Genomic DNA, 15,694 nt, shown 5'->3' on the forward strand with positions numbered 1-15,694 from the left:
CTCAAATGGATGCCAAAATCTTAATAGAATCTTTCGCAGAGTTTGCGAGGTCTAAAAATGTGGATCGCCCTACCATGATCCGTATTCTGGAAGATGTGTTCAGAGCGATGATCCGTAAAAAGTTTGAGACTGACGAAAATTTCGACGTCACGATCAATGCTGACAAAGGCGACTTGGAGATTTTCCGGATTAGGGAGATTGTCGACGACAATTCCGAGGACATTTGGGATTTTGACAAGATCAGCTTCACAGAGGCCAGAAAGATCGAGCCGGATTTTGAAATCGGCGAGGAGGTTTATGAGAAAATCGAATTGGAGGCGTTTGGGCGTCGAGCCGTACAAATGGCCCGTCAGACCTTGATCCAGCGAATCAAAGATCTAGAGAAGGATATCCTCTACAACAAATATGAAGAGCAGGTAGGAGAGATCATCTCCGCGGAAGTGTACCAAATACTCGGACGCGAGATTCTCCTCATCGACGGCGATGGCAACGAACTGATCCTGCCAAAGGCAGAACAGATCTCCAAAGACCGCTTCAGAAAGGGAGACTCCGTGAAGGCAATCGTACATCGTGTAGACATGATCAACGGCAACCCGAAGATCATCCTTTCCCGCACTTCCCCGGTTTTCTTGGAACGCTTGTTTGAAAACGAGGTTCCTGAGGTATACGACGGCTTGATTACAATCGTCAAGATCGTGCGTGAGCCAGGGGAGCGTGCCAAAGTGGCCGTGGAGTCCTATGACGATCGTATCGATCCGGTAGGCGCTTGCGTCGGGATGAAGGGATCCAGAATCCACGCCGTGGTGCGGGAATTGCAAAATGAAAACATCGACGTGATCAACTATACGGAGAACCTCGACCTGTACGTCACCCGTGCACTCAGCCCGGCAAAGGTATCTTCGATCAATGTTGACCAGGAGAGAAAACGGATTTCCGTTTTCTTAAAGCCCGACCAAGTTTCCCTGGCTATCGGAAAAGGAGGCTTCAACATCAAATTGGCAAGCCGATTGGTAGGATATGAAATCGATGTGTTCCGTGAATTGAACGAATACGATGACGAAGATGTAGATCTTAACGAATTCGTAGACGAAATCGAGGCTTGGATCATCGATGAATTGAAAAAGACGGGTTTGGACACGGCCAAGAGTGTTTTGGCACTGACCAAAGAGGACCTGACCCGTCGTACGGAATTGGAGGAGGAGACGGTCGACGAGATCTTTAGAATCCTCAGACAAGAATTTGAACAATAAAAAGGGACTTCCCTTTTAGAATACCTAATTTTACTTAAGATTTCGAAAGAGGTTTTTGCTTATGTCAGACGAGAAAATGATGCGTTTAGGCCAAATAGCCAGAAAACTCAACGTGGGTACGGCAACCATCGTTGAGTCCATGGCTAAGAAGGGCTTTGAGGTAGAGAACAATCCTAATTCCAAGATAACCATGGAACAAGTGGCTATGTTGGAAAAAGAGTTCAAATCCTCGGCTCTTGAAAAAGAGGAAGCTTCCCACCTTTCAATAGGGAAGCGTCACGAGCCTATTTCGCTCGAACCTGAAACACCCAAACAGGAGAAGGCTCCCGAGCCTGCACCTGCCCCGGTTCATAAGGAAGAACCAAAACCTGCCGCACCCACACCAAGCCCAGCGCCTGCGCCAACTCCCGCTCCCGAGCCGGAGCCGGAAAAGATCACTCCCGAAGCTCCCAAGCTGGAGGGCATTAAGATCTTGGGCAAAATCGATTTGACTCCAAAGCCAGCTCCTGCACCCACACCGAAGCCTACGCCGGTGCAACAGCCTGCTACGCCAAAAGCGGATAAGCCGCAGGAGCAGAGAAAGCCTGCGCCAAGCCAGCCTGAAAGGCCACCTTATCAGGCGCCTAGACCAGCTCAACCGCAAGCCCCAACGCCTCCGGCTACACCAGCTCCTGAGGTGCCGAAGGTAACCAAGGAGGAGCCTGCACCTGCACAGGATCAGGTGATTGCAGCAAAAGCGGACTCTCTGAAGGGGCTGACCGTTCTAGGAAAGATCGAACTGCCTGTGGATCGGGCTAAGAAGAAATCCGGTCCGGTTGCTTCTTCCGATGAAAGAAACAGGGACAAAAAGCGTCCACGTAAGAGAATAGACAAGCCAGGAACCCCAAATCAAGGTGGACAGCCAGGTCAAGGCAACAGGCCTCCTCAGGATCAGAGAGGGCCAAACAGACCAGGGCAAAACCGACCTGGGGGCAATCAGCAAAGAGGTGGCAATCAAGCCCCTCAGCGTGTGCAGAAAGCCGAGCCTACCCAAAAGGAAATTCAAGATCAGATCAAACAGACTCTGGCGCGCCTTCAGGGCTCAAAGCCAGGAGGAGGAAAGACCAAATCCCGTAGAGACAAGCGAGCTGAAAGAGACCGCGATACCGAGATCGAGGGCGATGAGTCCAAAGTACTGAAAGTAACCGAGTTTATCTCGGCCAATGACCTCGCGGCATTGCTGGATGTATCTGTAAACCAGATTATCTCCACCTGTATGTCTCTCGGCATGTTCGTTTCCATCAACCAGAGATTGGATGCCGAAGCTATCACCATCATTGCCGACGAATTTGGCTATGATGTGGAATTCACCAAGTCAATTGAAGACGAAATGGTGGAGGAAGTAGTGGACGAGGATGAAGATCTGGTCGAGAGAGCGCCTATTGTCACCATCATGGGACACGTCGACCACGGTAAGACATCCTTGCTGGATTACATCCGAATGTCCAAAGTGACCGCTGACGAGGCAGGGGGAATCACCCAGCACATCGGAGCTTATGATGTGAAGACCAAGGACGGACACAAGATTGCTTTCCTGGATACTCCGGGTCACGAAGCCTTTACGGCGATGCGTGCAAGGGGTGCTAAGCTGACTGATATCGCGATCATTGTGATCGCAGCGGACGACAGCATCATGCCCCAGACCAAGGAGGCCATTAATCACGCGCAAGTAGCGGGCGTACCGATGATCTTTGCGATCAACAAGGTGGACAAGCCTAACGCTAGACCTGAGAAGATCAAGGAAGAATTAGCAAACATGAACCTACTCGTAGAAGAGTGGGGTGGTAAATACCAGTCTCAGGACATTTCTGCGAAAACTGGTCAGGGTATCGACGAGTTGCTGGAGAAAGTATTGCTCGAAGCAGAAATCCTCGAGCTGAAGGCCAATCCTGACAAAAATGCAGTAGGCTCTGTGATCGAGGCATCCCTTGACAAGGGACGCGGCTACGTAGCTACCATCATGGTGCAGGCGGGTACGCTAAGAGTAGGCGATATCATGCTGGGAGGTCAGCACTATGGCCGAGTGAAGGCCATGTTTGACCACAAAGGAAAGAAGCTGAAGGAGGCTGGCCCATCTACTCCTGTACAGGTACTTGGTCTCAGCGGCGCACCGCAAGCGGGTGACTCCATTAAAGTATATGATACCGAACGTGAGGCCAGGGAAATCGCCAACTCCAGAGAGCAGATCCAGCGGGAGCAGAGCTTGCGTACCAAGAAGCACATTACACTTGATGAAATCGGTCGCCGTTTGGCAATCGGAAGCTTCAAGGAACTCAATATCATTATCAAAGGTGACGTGGATGGTTCCGTGGAGGCACTTTCTGACTCCTTGCTCAAGCTGTCCAAGGACGAGGTCAAGGTATCCATCATCCACAAAGGTGTGGGTCAGATCTCCGAATCAGACGTCTTGCTGGCTTCGGCATCGGATGCGATCATCTTGGGATTCCAGGTAAGGCCATCTTCCAACGCCAAAAAGCTGGCTGAGCAAGAGGAGATCGAAATCCGTCACTACTCCATCATCTATGATGCGATTAACCAGATCAAGGATGCGATCGAAGGTATGCTTGAGCCAGAATTTGAAGAAGTCATCACCGGTAATATCATCGTACGGGAAGTATTCAAGATCACCAAAGTGGGTACCGTTGCAGGTTCTTACGTCACCGACGGATTTATCACCAGAAAGAACAAGATTCGAGTCATCCGTGGCGGTATCGTAATCCACGAAGGCGAGATCGATCAGTTGAAGCGATTCAAGGACGACGTATCCGAAGTGAAAGCTGGTTACGAGTGCGGTATCTCTATCAAAAACTTCAACAACATCGAAATTGACGACACGATTGAAGGATACGAAATGAGGGAAATCAAGAGAAAGAAATAATTCTCTAAATGATTCATTAAGAAAAAGGAACGGCGACAGTCGTTCCTTTTTTATTTTTAGCCAATGATAGCAGCACTGCAATTATCACTTCTTTTCCTTTCGGGCATTTTTCTTTTAAGCATTGGGCTTGGTCTTTTTAGGCCGGTAGTTGTCTTGTGGTTCTTGGATAGATTCAATCGCCGGAAGGTAGTTCGTTATTATGGGACCGCGTTCTTGATTTCGCTTGCACTTCTGTTGATTCTTGCTTTTTTGGAAGGTTTCCAAGTATAATATTCTGTCAAGTGATTCTTTTTTAGGATAGTGTATTTTGTTTGAATGAAATTTCAGGTTTTTTGACAATCGGATTTTTTTTTCATTATTTTTCGAACTGAATCCCAGATAACCCCTTGAGAAAAGCCGTAGCCATAGCACTTTTACTTTGCTTTGCCATGTACCATTTTGGCTACTACGCATTCTATTATTCCTATCAGTATTCCATCGAGAGCAACTGGCAGGACAAAATTTACGGGGAGCAGTTGGGCGCATTGGAGGAGCGTATGATGGAGATTCCGCTTTCGGCCCCCTACATGTCAAACCAAGAGGATTTTCAGCCTACCAATACCAAGTTTGAAAAGGATGGCAAGTTTTTTAGGGCTATCAAACAACGCTATCAAAATGACACCCTGCAGATCGTTTACGTTCCGGATACTGCGCGAAGGGCTTTGGTTTCTACAGTGAAAAGTTGGGTGGCGTCCTTGACCGACGACGCGCTGCCCCAGGATCAGAATGGGAAAACCCAGCTCAAACTCTTTGTAAAGGACTACATCGAAGCTGAGGTCTATCAACTAGATCAAATCGGCCTAAGCGCCATTGAAAATAAGATTGGGTTTATTTTTTCACCTTACATGAGTCGTTTTTCCACGCCAGACTCTCCACCTCCTCAGCTTTCCTGAGTTTTTTTCATGCGACATTCCAGATAGAATGGGATGAAGCCGCATGCGTTTAAAATTTGCCAAAAGGGGGATAACTATGTTTATCTACTTTTCCCTTTTGGCCTGTACATTCCAATTTATCTATCCTTATCTGAAATGAACTTCTACTCGAAGTTCCAAATGGGGCTGCTTACGCTCTTTTTGGGACTGACTTGCTATACTTGGGCCCAGTCGCCCACGGACGAATTGATGATGCCCCATCGGGAAATCTGTTTCCTAGGAAATTATGAATTCGGCCAATTTGATGAATATTGGGAGGGATCCACGCTTCGGACCAATGCCACAATCGCTACCGTAAAGCGGAGGACCGCTCTGCTAATGGCCGCCTATGGGATCACCGACAAGCTTGATTTCTATGTGGGGTTGCCCTACGTCTCCACCAATTCCACGCTTCCCAATGGGGGGAAATTTGCCGGCACTTCCGGATTTCAGGACTACTCTTTGGGTCTGAAATATCAGGCGGTGAAGAAAACTTCCGAAAAGGGTGAGTTTTCGGCCTATGCCTCTTTGAATTTCTCCAACCGTGCGTCCGATTACCTTTCAGACTACCAGCCCTACGCCTTGGGTTTGGGAACTCCGCAATTGGCCTGGAGAGCAATCGCCCACTACAAGTGGAACAATGGATTGTATCTCAGAGGTGTGGGAGGGTATATCTGGAAGGGATATACCGAAGCCGAGCGTGAGTACTACTACAACGATGGCAGCTATTACACCGCTTGGATGGATGTACCCAGCTCCTGGAACTATGAGGCAGTGGTGGGCAAATGGTTCTTTGCCAATAGCCTTCGCGTCGAATTGAACTACAGCGGGCAGCGCTCGACCTCGGGAGACGATATCCGCGCCTACAATGCACCCCAGCCCACCAACCAGGTCAACATGGACCGAGTCGGTGGTTTTGCGCACTACTATTTTCCAAAGATTAAAGGCCTGGGTGTGCTGGCCTACTACAACGAAGTCATCGATGGAAAAAATGCGCCGAAGATGTCCGTCTTCGGAGCAGGGGTAACCTACCAGTTTAGGCTTTTGAAATAACAGAGATTTTACATGAAAAAACATTTACTATATATCTCCTCGGTCATACTCCTTTCTTTGGGCGCTTGCCACAAAGACTTGCCTACCGAGCTGGAATTTGAAAGCTACCAATATGCTTCTTTGGACGAGGATGGTGGAGAATGGTCACCGGTATTGATCTCTGCGGGATCGGAGCTTGAAATTCCGGTTCCTGCTGAGACTAGTTCGTCCGCCTATCAAAGCGAACTGGCGATGACCAAGTCCGCCATCCAAAATATGACTGCTGCGCAAAAAGAGAATCTGACCCGCTGGACCAATAACCCGGTGGTGAGGTGGAATGAGATCGCCTTGGAATTGATCGCCAAATACAATCTCATCCCCGGGCCAAATGCAGATGGTACCTATACGCTTCCTAACCCTGCGACCCCCGAAGGACCTCCAGGATTCCCTTTTGCCCATCCGCCTTATGCAAGTCGGGCACTCGCTTACCTATCGGTGGCCCAGTTTGACGGATTGATTGCAGCATGGCACTACAAGTATCTCTACAATCGCCCCGCAGCCTACCAGGTGGATTCTTCCATTCCTTTTGCCTACATCAAACAGGAAATCCCCGCTTATCCTTCGGACGGGGCGGTGATTGCGTCTTCCTCGCGAAAGATTCTCACCGCGATGTTTCCCTTGGAAGCGGCCTACCTTGAACAAAAAGAAAAGGAGCATCTGGAAAGCCTGCTTTTATCAGGCGAGTTTGTCTCAAGCGATGTCGAAGCTGGATCCAAAATAGGAAACGACATTGCCGCGAAAGCCCTTGCCAGGGCTTCCACCGATGGCATGAAAAACGCCCAAACCTCCAAGGCCGTCTCTGACTCGATTGCCAATGCAGCTTTTGAGCGATTTGGGTGGAAGTGGGTCAACTTGGAATCTCCCCAGCGTCCGGTTGGTTTGACTCCGCTTTTTGGCAAAGTGAAAATGTGGAACGTCCCCAATGTCGAGGCGACGCGTCCGGGTATGCCTCCAGTGCCGGGCTCTGAGGAATATGAAGCGGATGTTAAAATGCTGAAAGACTACGCCGCCAAGAGGACTTTGGAGCATAGAAAAATCGCCAACTTCTGGCAGGATGGGCTTGGTACATACACTCCTCCAGGGCACTGGAATGATTTTGCGAACCGATTCATAGTAAAGTATAAAATGAGTACCCTCAGAGCAGCCCGAACTTTGGCTTACATGAACATGGCCATCATGGACGGTGGAATCAGCTGTTGGGACGCAAAATATTATTATCACTATCCCCGTCCGATCCAGCAAATCGATGGATTTGAGACGATTGCGGGCACGCCAAATTTTCCCTCCTACACTTCTGGCCATTCGGTGTTTTCTGCAGCGGCCTCAGAAGTATTGGCCTACATCTTTCCAAATGAAGCGTCTATGGTAAGAGCCTGGGCCGAAGAGGCCGCGGTATCCCGAGTATATGGAGGCATACATTGGAGCTTCGATGCTACCGTGGGCACACAGCAAGGCAGGAACGTTGCACAATATTCAATAAACAGAGCCGCTTCGGATGGCGCTGATTAAACTATGATTATTAAAAATTGAACGACATGAAAAACTATATACTCACCTCATTTCTAGTTCTGGCAACACTTGGGTTTTGCCAGCAATCAATGGCCCAAGGGTGCGTGGCCATCCGACAATTTTCCGGTTTGGGAAATGCGGTCGGGCAGGGCAATATCCTCAATCAGGGCGAATGGAATATCAGTATGAACTACCGTTATTTCAAATCATTCCGACATTTCAGGGGATCACACGAAGAGCCCGAGCGAATTGAAAACGGTACAGAAGTGATCAACTACCAGCACGGCTTGGATATCAACGTCAGCTATGCTTTCAGCGAGAGACTGTATGGGATTGTTTCTCTTCCTTTCCAGTACAATGAGCGAAGCTCACTCTACGAACACAACCGCACAGATAGACACACGACCTATTCCAGCGGATTCAGCGATATGAGAATTGGTGCGGGCTATTGGCTGCTTTCTGGGGAGAAGGCCAAAAAGGGGAATACGGCTATTGGCCTCGGACTCAAATTCCCTACTGGCGACTATGCGGCGACCAGTACCTTCTATAAAGGCGAAGAGGAGACTCCTACCGAGTTGACAGTGGACCAGTCCATCCAGTTGGGAGATGGAGGTACGGGTCTAATCGTTGATTTTCAGGGTTTATGGAATATCTCCGGCACCTATTTTTGGTACTATGACGGCTTCTATATGTTCAATCCCAAAGAAACCAATGGAACACCGACCAACAGAAGTAGGGAAAATGAAGCAATCATGAGTGTGCCCGATCAGTTTGCCGCCAGAACGGGTGTGTTTAAGTCATTTGAGAAGATTCACGGACTGGGCGCCTCCCTTGGGTTCAGGGTAGAAGGGATTCCCGTCCGTGATGTTTTTGGCGGAAGTGAGGGATTTAGAAGGCCTGGATACATCGTGTCCGTGGAGCCGGGAATCAGCTACATGCGGGGCAACGTCACCGGTACACTGAATGTGCCAATCGCTCTGTACAGAAACAGAACCCAAAGCGTGACCGATATCGAGAATTCCACACCAGATCGGGAGGTTCACGGTGATGCGGCTTTCGCCGACTACCTGATCAACTTTTCCCTGGCCTGGAGAATTCCCAAAAAGATCGAGAGTCCTTTCAATTGATCTTTTGACCTACCCCTTTCAGTTCATGGTGGCTGGCCGATGTTGAAGTCGGCTAGCCACCTATTGACTTTCCCATCCTACTTCTTACTTGATGAAGCGCTTGTTTTACTTTGGAATAGTCGGGTTGATCCTGTTCGAGTTCCTCAAAGTCTATTTTATCATGCCCATGCCGGGCAGCCAGCGGTTAAATTCCATCGACTTTGCTTATTTCCTGCATCAATATCGGTGGGTGTTTCGCGTTGCTTTTGCCATCTTGGTATTAGTTGGGACAAGGCCGGCTTTGTCCACTTCCCGCAGATGGCTTCCGATAGGCAGCTTCGTATTGGCTTTGACCCTGGGCCTGGTGTTTAATTTCAAAATGGCCGCCGACGCCATGTTTAAGGAGCCTAAGAATCTCGGTTTTATGGACAGGGAGTCATTTGAGCAAAGCGACAGCACGCTCGTGGTGGTGGTCGAACGACGAGGTGAGGCAAAAGCCTATCCGATCCGCTACATTGTATACCATCACCAGGTGCGCGATACACTCGCGGGAGAGCCGATCATGGTGACCTATTGCTCGGTATGCCGTACGGGAAGGGTTTTTTCCCCATTTATCGATGGCGAGCCGGAGAGATTTCGCCTGGTAGGCATGGACCACTTCAATGCCATGTTTGAGGATTCGGAGACCGGAAGCTGGTGGCAGCAGGCCACAGGTGAAGCGATCACTGGCGTACTGAAAGGCCAAAAACTGGATGAAATCGAATCCATTCAACTCACTGCCGGCGCTTTTTTCAGAGCTTATCCAGATGGGAAAATCATGGCGGCCGATCCAGAGTTCATGTCCAAATATGATTCGCTCGGAAAGTTTGAAAAAGGGAAAAGCGAAAGCGAGCTGACGGGAACCAACCCTTTTTCCTGGAATGAAAAATCCTGGGTAGTGGGTGTGGTGCTGGACGGAAAAGCTAAAGCCTACGACTGGAATGCGCTCAGACAAGATGGGGCCATTCGGGATAGGCTTGGAGAGAAGGAGTTGCTGGTACTTTTGCACCCGGATACCCAAAGCTTCGCCGCTTTTGAACTGCCGATAGGCACCTCGGAATTTCGCTGGACCGGGGATACCCTCTATGTAGATTCCGCAGGATATGCTTTCACCGGCAAATCACTCGACGCTGTCCATCCAGATCTCATGCGTGTCCAAGCTTACCAGGAGTTTTGGCACAGCTGGAGGACTTTCAGGCCCAACTCTGCAATTTATCCCGACGAACCGGAAAAATAGGCTGGGTTTTACGCTCCCACAGTAGACTTGGACTCGGTCTTTAGACTCTTGAATGCCAGATAAATCAGCGCAATCGCCAGCACAAATAGCAGCGCCGCGATCACTGCGAGCACATAGCCTTTTTCCTGGAAATTCTTCCAGGCAAACAGACCGAGCGAAGCCAAAGTAACTGTGAACATGAAAAACATCGGGATCATGACAAAGGTGGCGGGGATGTTTTTTCGGATGAGCCAAACGGCAATCGTCAGCAAGGCAAGTGCGGCCAGAAGTTGATTGGCTGACCCGAAAATCGGCCATAAGGTGCCGAATTCCCCTGAAAGTAGAAGCAAGACGGACAGAAGTACGACAATGCCTGTGGAGAGATAGCGGTTTTTCGCTACAACTTGGGCAGTCGGCTGGGGCATGTCCTCAAAGTACTCCTGAAGCGTGAACCTAGCCAACCTGGTACAAGTATCCAGAGTCGTCAAGGCAAAAGCCGAAACAGTCAGGGCAACAAATCCAACCGCGAAAGTTTCTGAAATGCCCAAAGTGGCAATCATCCCACCGATGCCGTTTGAGAATAGCGCTACGGGACCTTCCGCGCTGAGGCGGCTGGTATAGTCTTCCCGCGATAGAATCGCCACGGCGCCTACCGATATAATGGCCAGAAATGACTCAATGAGCATGCCACCAAAGCCCACGATTTTTGCATCGCTCTCTTTGTCCAGCTGCTTGGAAGTAGTACCGGAAGCCACCAGAGAATGGAAGCCGGATATTGCCCCGCAGGCGATAGTTACAAACAGCACGGGAAAAACAAAACCCAAGCTTTCGCTGGAGGCTTGGATTTGGGTGCTCATCTCGATTTGGGGATTGGCGATAAAAACACCTGCGACTGCCGCAATCATCATTCCGTAGAGCAGATAGCTGTTCAGATAGTCTCGGGGCTGCAGGAGCAAGCTGACCGGTGCCACAGAAGCCAAAAATGCGTAACCCAATAGGCCGGCAATCCAGAATTCATAACTGAGCGAAATGGGAATCTGGGTGCCCAGATACACGAAGTAATACATCAGGATCACACCGACTACTGTGATGATGGCAAAGGCAATCTTCCCATTTCCTACCATTCGGTTGAGAAATCCGAAGCCGACAGCTAGCAGGATAAATAGAATAGAAGCCGAACCTACGCCTGGGTTGGCGATGAAGGTCTTGGCGATGATATCCGCGAAGACCCCGATGACCAAAATGAGCGTCGAAAAACTGAACAGGACAAAAAGCTGTTTACCCTTAGGGCCGATTTGGTTTCGGATGATCACGCCAATAGACTTGCCTTCCGTACGAAGTGAGGCGGCCATACTGCCCAGGTCATGAACAGCCCCAAAGAAAATGCCCCCTACCAAGATCCAGATAACGGCGGGAATCCAGCCAAAGGTGACCGCGATGATCGGTCCCACGATGGGTCCCGCGCCTGCGATCGAAGCGAAATGGTGTCCCAAAACAACAATCGGCTTGCTGGGCTCATAGTCCACGCCGTCCCTCAAAAGATGGGCTGGTGATTTGCGGGAATTGTCGAGCCCGAATTTTTTGTAGACAAATGAACCGTAATACTTATATGCGGCAAAAAGAAGAACTGCGGAAATTAGGAGAAGGAGGGCTAAACTCATGGTTTATTCTGGAAAAAGGGGATTTGGCTTTTCTGGAAATTGGTAATCCTGTCGCAATTTAGAACAATGTGAAATTCATCCCGCGATTAAGTGAATTTTCTGGGGCGAAAAAGGAAAGGGTTTAGCCGCGATCCTGGCCCTTAATTTTATTTATATGGAGATTCGGTCTAAATTTGCGTCCTTTGACTTGTCAAATAACAACCTAACAACTCAATATGGCTTGGTTTAAAAGAACTGACAAAGGCATCAAAACCTCCACCGCCGAGAAAAAAGATGCTCCTGATGGGCTTTGGTTTAAGACTCCAAACGGCAACATTATCCACACCCGGGAGCTCAAAAACAATGCTTTCGTATGCCCTGACGATGATTTTCATGTGAAGATCGGCTCCAAGGAATACTTCGAAATCCTATTTGACAACAACAAATTCACCGAACTGGACGCGGATATGAAATCCGGCGATCCCCTGAAGTTCAGCGACACCAAACCCTACACTTCCCGCATCGAAGCCACGATCAAGAAGACCGAACTAAACGACGCCGTACGTACCGCATACGGCAAGATGAACGGCCTCGATCTGGTGGTAGCCTGTATGGATTTCAACTTTATCGGAGGATCTATGGGCTCGGTAGTTGGGGAAAAGATCGCACGGGCCATCGACCATTCGCTCAAGCACAAGGTTCCTTTTCTGATGATCTCCAAATCCGGGGGAGCAAGGATGATGGAGGCAGGCTTTTCACTGATGCAGATGGCAAAGACCTCCGCAAAGCTTGCGCTGCTAGACCAAGCCGCTATCCCTTACATTTCACTCCTTACGGATCCCACTACGGGTGGTGTGACGGCTTCCTATGCCATGTTGGGAGATTTTAACATTGCCGAACCCGAAGCATTGATCGGATTTGCGGGCCCGCGGGTGATTCGCGAGACCATAGGCAAGGACCTACCCAAGGGTTTCCAGAGCGCCGAATTTGTCTTGGAACACGGATTTCTCGACTTCATCATCGACAGACGGCAGCTGAAGGCCAGGTTGACCACCTTGCTCAACCTCCTGAACAATTAATCACGAGTCTCATCAAAAAGCCTCAAGGAATCAGGTCAAAATTGTTTTTGTTTGGCCTGTTTTCTGGATTAATAAATATATTTGTGCTCCCAAATCGGGTTCAATCCAGACGAAAAAGTAAAATCAAAATTTCATGGGTTCAGTTATTCTTACCTCCATTGTAGCATTTACGGTGATCATCCTGCTACTGGTGTTTATCCTTCTCTTTGCCCAGTCCAAGCTGGTCAATTCAGGGGATGTGAAGATTGTAATCAATGGGGATAGTGGAAATGCGATCGTGGCTTCTGCCGGATCCAGCTTACTTTCCACACTCAGCAATCAGAAAATATTCCTGCCTTCTGCCTGCGGTGGCGGCGGTACCTGCGCCATGTGCAAGTGCGTGGTGGAAGACGGAGGCGGCGATGTACTTCCTACGGAAGTCGGGCACCTGAGTCGTGCCGAGCAGCAGGGCAATGTACGATTGGCTTGCCAGGTAAAGGTGAAGCAGGACATGAAGATCCGCGTACCGGAAGAAATTTTCGGTATCAAGAAGTGGGAATGTGAGGTGATCTCCAACTACAACGTCTCTACTTTCATCAAGGAATTCAAGGTGAAATTGCCTGAAGGAGAAACCCTTCATTTCGAAGCGGGTGGTTATATCCAGGTCGACGTGCCTGCGATTACCGTCAACTTCAAGGATATGGATATCACTCCACATCCTGAGTTGGGACACCCGGCAGATGTGTACAAGAGTGATTGGGACAAGTTTGGTCTTTGGAGCTTGGTCATGAAAAATGACGAGCCGCTCTTCAGAGCCTATTCCATGGCCAACCACCCAGCTGAAGGAAACATCGTCATGCTGACCATCCGTATCGCGACTCCACCTTGGGATCGCGCCAACAACCGATGGATGGACGTGAATCCAGGTGTTTGCTCCTCCTACGTGTTCTCCAGAAAGCCGGGTGACAAAGTGACCATCTCCGGTCCTTATGGTGAATTCCACATCAACCCAACCGAGAGGGAAATGATTTATATCGGTGGTGGTGCAGGTATGGCTCCCTTGAGAGCTCAAATCTTCCACCTTTTCCACACTGAGAAGACCCACAGAAAAGTGTCCTACTGGTACGGTGGACGTTCGAAGAAAGAACTCTTCTATGTACCCCACTTCCGGGATATCGAAAAAGACTTCCCTAACTTCAGATTCTACATCGGACTTTCTGAGCCGCTTCCGGAAGATAACTGGAAGGTCAAAACGTCCTTGGATGGCGAAGGAGACGGATATGTCGGCTTTATCCACCAGGTGCTTTATGACAACTATCTCAAAAACCACCCTGAGCCAGACGAAATCGAATACTATCTGTGTGGGCCTCCATTGATGAACGCCGCAGTACTCAAGTTGCTAGACGATCTGGGTATTCCTAAAGAAAATATCCGCTTCGATGACTTCGGAGGATAAAATTTCACAAAAGATCCCGCTTCGGCGGGATCTTTTAGTTTAGTACCATTTTTGTTTACTTTTAAACACCCATCACCACGCTATGAACATTCAGTCTTTTTTTGACCCGGTTGCTGATTTTCTTTTTGAGAAAAAGTATTCGGAAAATTCCTTTTGCCATCAGATTCGCGCACATCGGACAGAGTTCCCCGACCTGAAAGGCATCCAAATTGCACTTGTTGGGATAAAAGAAAAACGAGGAGCAAAGAGGTCGGAAAGCATAGAGCGGGGAAGCAGCGAGATCCGGGAAAAGCTCTACGAATTAAAAAAAGGACTGGTCCCGTACCGGATCGCAGATTTGGGTGATCTGATTTCTGGAGAATCCCTCAACGATACCTATCAAAACATCAGACAGGTTGGGGAATTTTTGATGAAGAGCCAAATCCTTCCCATTTTCTTCGGTGGATCCCATGACCTGGACTATGGGCAGTACCTCTCCTATCAGAAGATGAAGAAGCTCGTAACCCTGGTGACGGTGGATTCCAAGGTGGACATGGAAGAATCTGGCCCGGAAGACGATCGCCACACTCAGGAGATCGTGCTCCATCAGCCCAATTTCCTTTTTTCTTATACGCACCTGGCATACCAAAGCTTTTTGGTAGATCCCACGCTGATCAATGTGATGGAGAAGCTATATTTTGACCATGTCAGACTGGGTCAGCTCCGTGACAAATTCAAAGAGACGGAGCCCTTGATCCGCGACGCGGATTTGTTGAGCTTTGATCTGAGCGCCATCCAGTCTTCGGACGCCCCAGGAGCGGTTGATGCGCAGCCCTTTGGCCTTAGCGGTGAAGAGGCCTGCCAGGTCTTTTGGTTTGCCGGCATGAATGAGAAACTGAGTTCGATTGGACTCTATGGATATGATCCCTATTTCGACGACGCAAACAACAAAACCGCAAAGGTCGCGGCGGTGATGATCTGGTACTTTGTCGAGGGATTTTATTCGAGAAAGGACAGCCTTTCATTCAAAAGTGCGGATTATATCAAATACACCGTGTCTTTGGATACCAAGCCCAATAACTTGGTGTTTTACAAAAGCAAAAGAAGCGGAAAGTGGTGGATGGAAATTCCGCACAATGAGACGGGAAGGTACGATCGGGTGAGCACTGTGCCATGCAGCTACTCGGACTACTTGGTGGCCCAAAAAGGGGAGATCCCAGAGCGCTGGATCAATGCGCAGATCAAGCTGTATTGATGAAGATCTACTCTGCACAACAACTGGCACTCCGAAATGGACAGGATAGGCCTGAGATATGGGTGGCCTACAGAGGAGTGATCTATGACGTAAGTGAGTCTAGGCTATGGAAAAAGGGCATGCATTACGAGCACTGGGCAGGCCAGGATCTGACGGAAGAGTTGGTGGATGCACCGCATACAGAGAAGGTATTCGAAAAATTTCGGGCCGTAGGCCAATTACAATAA

12 protein-coding genes are annotated in these 15,694 nt (G+C 49.2%); 11 read left to right on the forward strand and 1 reads right to left on the reverse strand.

Annotated features, from left to right (window positions below; translation table 11 throughout):
• Positions 1–5 precede the first annotated feature (5 nt).
• From nusA to J0A67_RS17490, 7 genes are all read left to right on the forward strand, one after another.
• On the forward strand, positions 6–1,250 hold the full coding sequence (gene nusA, locus J0A67_RS17460; RefSeq protein ID WP_206570682.1) for a transcription termination factor NusA: 1,245 nt from the start codon (positions 6–8) through the stop codon (positions 1,248–1,250).
• 61 nt (positions 1,251–1,311) lie between these two features.
• On the forward strand, positions 1,312–4,167 hold the full coding sequence (gene infB, locus J0A67_RS17465) for a translation initiation factor IF-2 (protein ID WP_206570683.1): 2,856 nt from the start codon (positions 1,312–1,314) through the stop codon (positions 4,165–4,167).
• Between the two features lie 386 nt (positions 4,168–4,553).
• On the forward strand, positions 4,554–5,099 hold the full coding sequence (locus J0A67_RS17470; protein ID WP_206570684.1) for a hypothetical protein: 546 nt from the start codon (positions 4,554–4,556) through the stop codon (positions 5,097–5,099).
• A gap of 135 nt (positions 5,100–5,234) precedes the next feature.
• Positions 5,235–6,170, forward strand: coding sequence for a transporter (locus J0A67_RS17475; RefSeq protein ID WP_206570685.1), 936 nt, complete (start codon positions 5,235–5,237; stop codon positions 6,168–6,170).
• Positions 6,171–6,182: 12 nt separating this feature from the next.
• Complete coding sequence (locus J0A67_RS17480; RefSeq protein WP_206570686.1) at positions 6,183–7,718, forward strand: vanadium-dependent haloperoxidase; 1,536 nt, start codon at positions 6,183–6,185, stop codon at positions 7,716–7,718.
• A gap of 26 nt (positions 7,719–7,744) precedes the next feature.
• Complete coding sequence (locus J0A67_RS17485) at positions 7,745–8,845, forward strand: transporter (RefSeq protein WP_206570687.1); 1,101 nt, start codon at positions 7,745–7,747, stop codon at positions 8,843–8,845.
• 91 nt (positions 8,846–8,936) lie between these two features.
• A complete protein-coding gene (locus tag J0A67_RS17490; protein WP_206570688.1) occupies positions 8,937–10,100 on the forward strand; it encodes a DUF3179 domain-containing (seleno)protein in 1,164 nt (387 codons plus the stop codon).
• 8 nt (positions 10,101–10,108) lie between these two features.
• Here the strand turns inward: J0A67_RS17490 and J0A67_RS17495 are convergent, their stop codons facing one another.
• A complete protein-coding gene (locus tag J0A67_RS17495) occupies positions 10,109–11,740 on the reverse strand; it encodes a carbon starvation CstA family protein (RefSeq protein ID WP_206570689.1) in 1,632 nt (543 codons plus the stop codon).
• Between the two features lie 215 nt (positions 11,741–11,955).
• Between J0A67_RS17495 and accD the strand changes: the two genes are divergently transcribed.
• From accD to J0A67_RS17515, 4 genes are all read left to right on the forward strand, one after another.
• Positions 11,956–12,798: an acetyl-CoA carboxylase, carboxyltransferase subunit beta gene (gene accD, locus J0A67_RS17500; protein ID WP_206570690.1), complete on the forward strand. Its 843-nt coding sequence runs from the start codon at positions 11,956–11,958 to the stop codon at positions 12,796–12,798.
• A 133-nt stretch (positions 12,799–12,931) separates the two neighbouring features.
• Positions 12,932–14,233 (forward strand): NADH:ubiquinone reductase (Na(+)-transporting) subunit F, encoded by a 1,302-nt coding sequence (nqrF, locus tag J0A67_RS17505; protein ID WP_206570691.1) that lies wholly within the window; start codon positions 12,932–12,934, stop codon positions 14,231–14,233.
• An 82-nt stretch (positions 14,234–14,315) separates the two neighbouring features.
• Positions 14,316–15,467 (forward strand): formimidoylglutamase, encoded by a 1,152-nt coding sequence (locus J0A67_RS17510; protein WP_206570692.1) that lies wholly within the window; start codon positions 14,316–14,318, stop codon positions 15,465–15,467.
• Complete coding sequence (locus J0A67_RS17515; protein WP_206570693.1) at positions 15,467–15,694, forward strand: cytochrome b5 domain-containing protein; 228 nt, start codon at positions 15,467–15,469, stop codon at positions 15,692–15,694. Before J0A67_RS17510 ends, J0A67_RS17515 begins: the two co-directional genes overlap by 1 nt.

The sequence above is a fragment of the Algoriphagus aestuariicola genome (genome assembly GCF_017254835.1).
In the GTDB taxonomy this organism is placed as follows: Bacteria; Bacteroidota; Bacteroidia; order Cytophagales; family Cyclobacteriaceae; genus Algoriphagus; species Algoriphagus aestuariicola.

Bases quoted from the DNA above. Each gene is read 5' to 3' on its own strand.
- nusA (WP_206570682.1), top strand. From the start codon at position 6: ATGGATGCCAAAATCTTAATAGAATCTTTCGCAGAGTTTGCGAGGTCT.
- infB (WP_206570683.1), top strand. From the start codon at position 1,312: ATGTCAGACGAGAAAATGATGCGTTTAGGCCAAATAGCCAGAAAACTC.
- J0A67_RS17475 (WP_206570685.1), top strand. From the start codon at position 5,235: ATGAACTTCTACTCGAAGTTCCAAATGGGGCTGCTTACGCTCTTTTTG.
- J0A67_RS17480 (WP_206570686.1), top strand. From the start codon at position 6,183: ATGAAAAAACATTTACTATATATCTCCTCGGTCATACTCCTTTCTTTG.
- J0A67_RS17485 (WP_206570687.1), top strand. From the start codon at position 7,745: ATGAAAAACTATATACTCACCTCATTTCTAGTTCTGGCAACACTTGGG.
- J0A67_RS17490 (WP_206570688.1), top strand. From the start codon at position 8,937: ATGAAGCGCTTGTTTTACTTTGGAATAGTCGGGTTGATCCTGTTCGAG.
- J0A67_RS17495 (WP_206570689.1), bottom strand. From the start codon at position 11,740: ATGAGTTTAGCCCTCCTTCTCCTAATTTCCGCAGTTCTTCTTTTTGCC.
- accD (WP_206570690.1), top strand. From the start codon at position 11,956: ATGGCTTGGTTTAAAAGAACTGACAAAGGCATCAAAACCTCCACCGCC.
- nqrF (WP_206570691.1), top strand. From the start codon at position 12,932: ATGGGTTCAGTTATTCTTACCTCCATTGTAGCATTTACGGTGATCATC.
- J0A67_RS17510 (WP_206570692.1), top strand. From the start codon at position 14,316: ATGAACATTCAGTCTTTTTTTGACCCGGTTGCTGATTTTCTTTTTGAG.
- J0A67_RS17515 (WP_206570693.1), top strand. From the start codon at position 15,467: ATGAAGATCTACTCTGCACAACAACTGGCACTCCGAAATGGACAGGAT.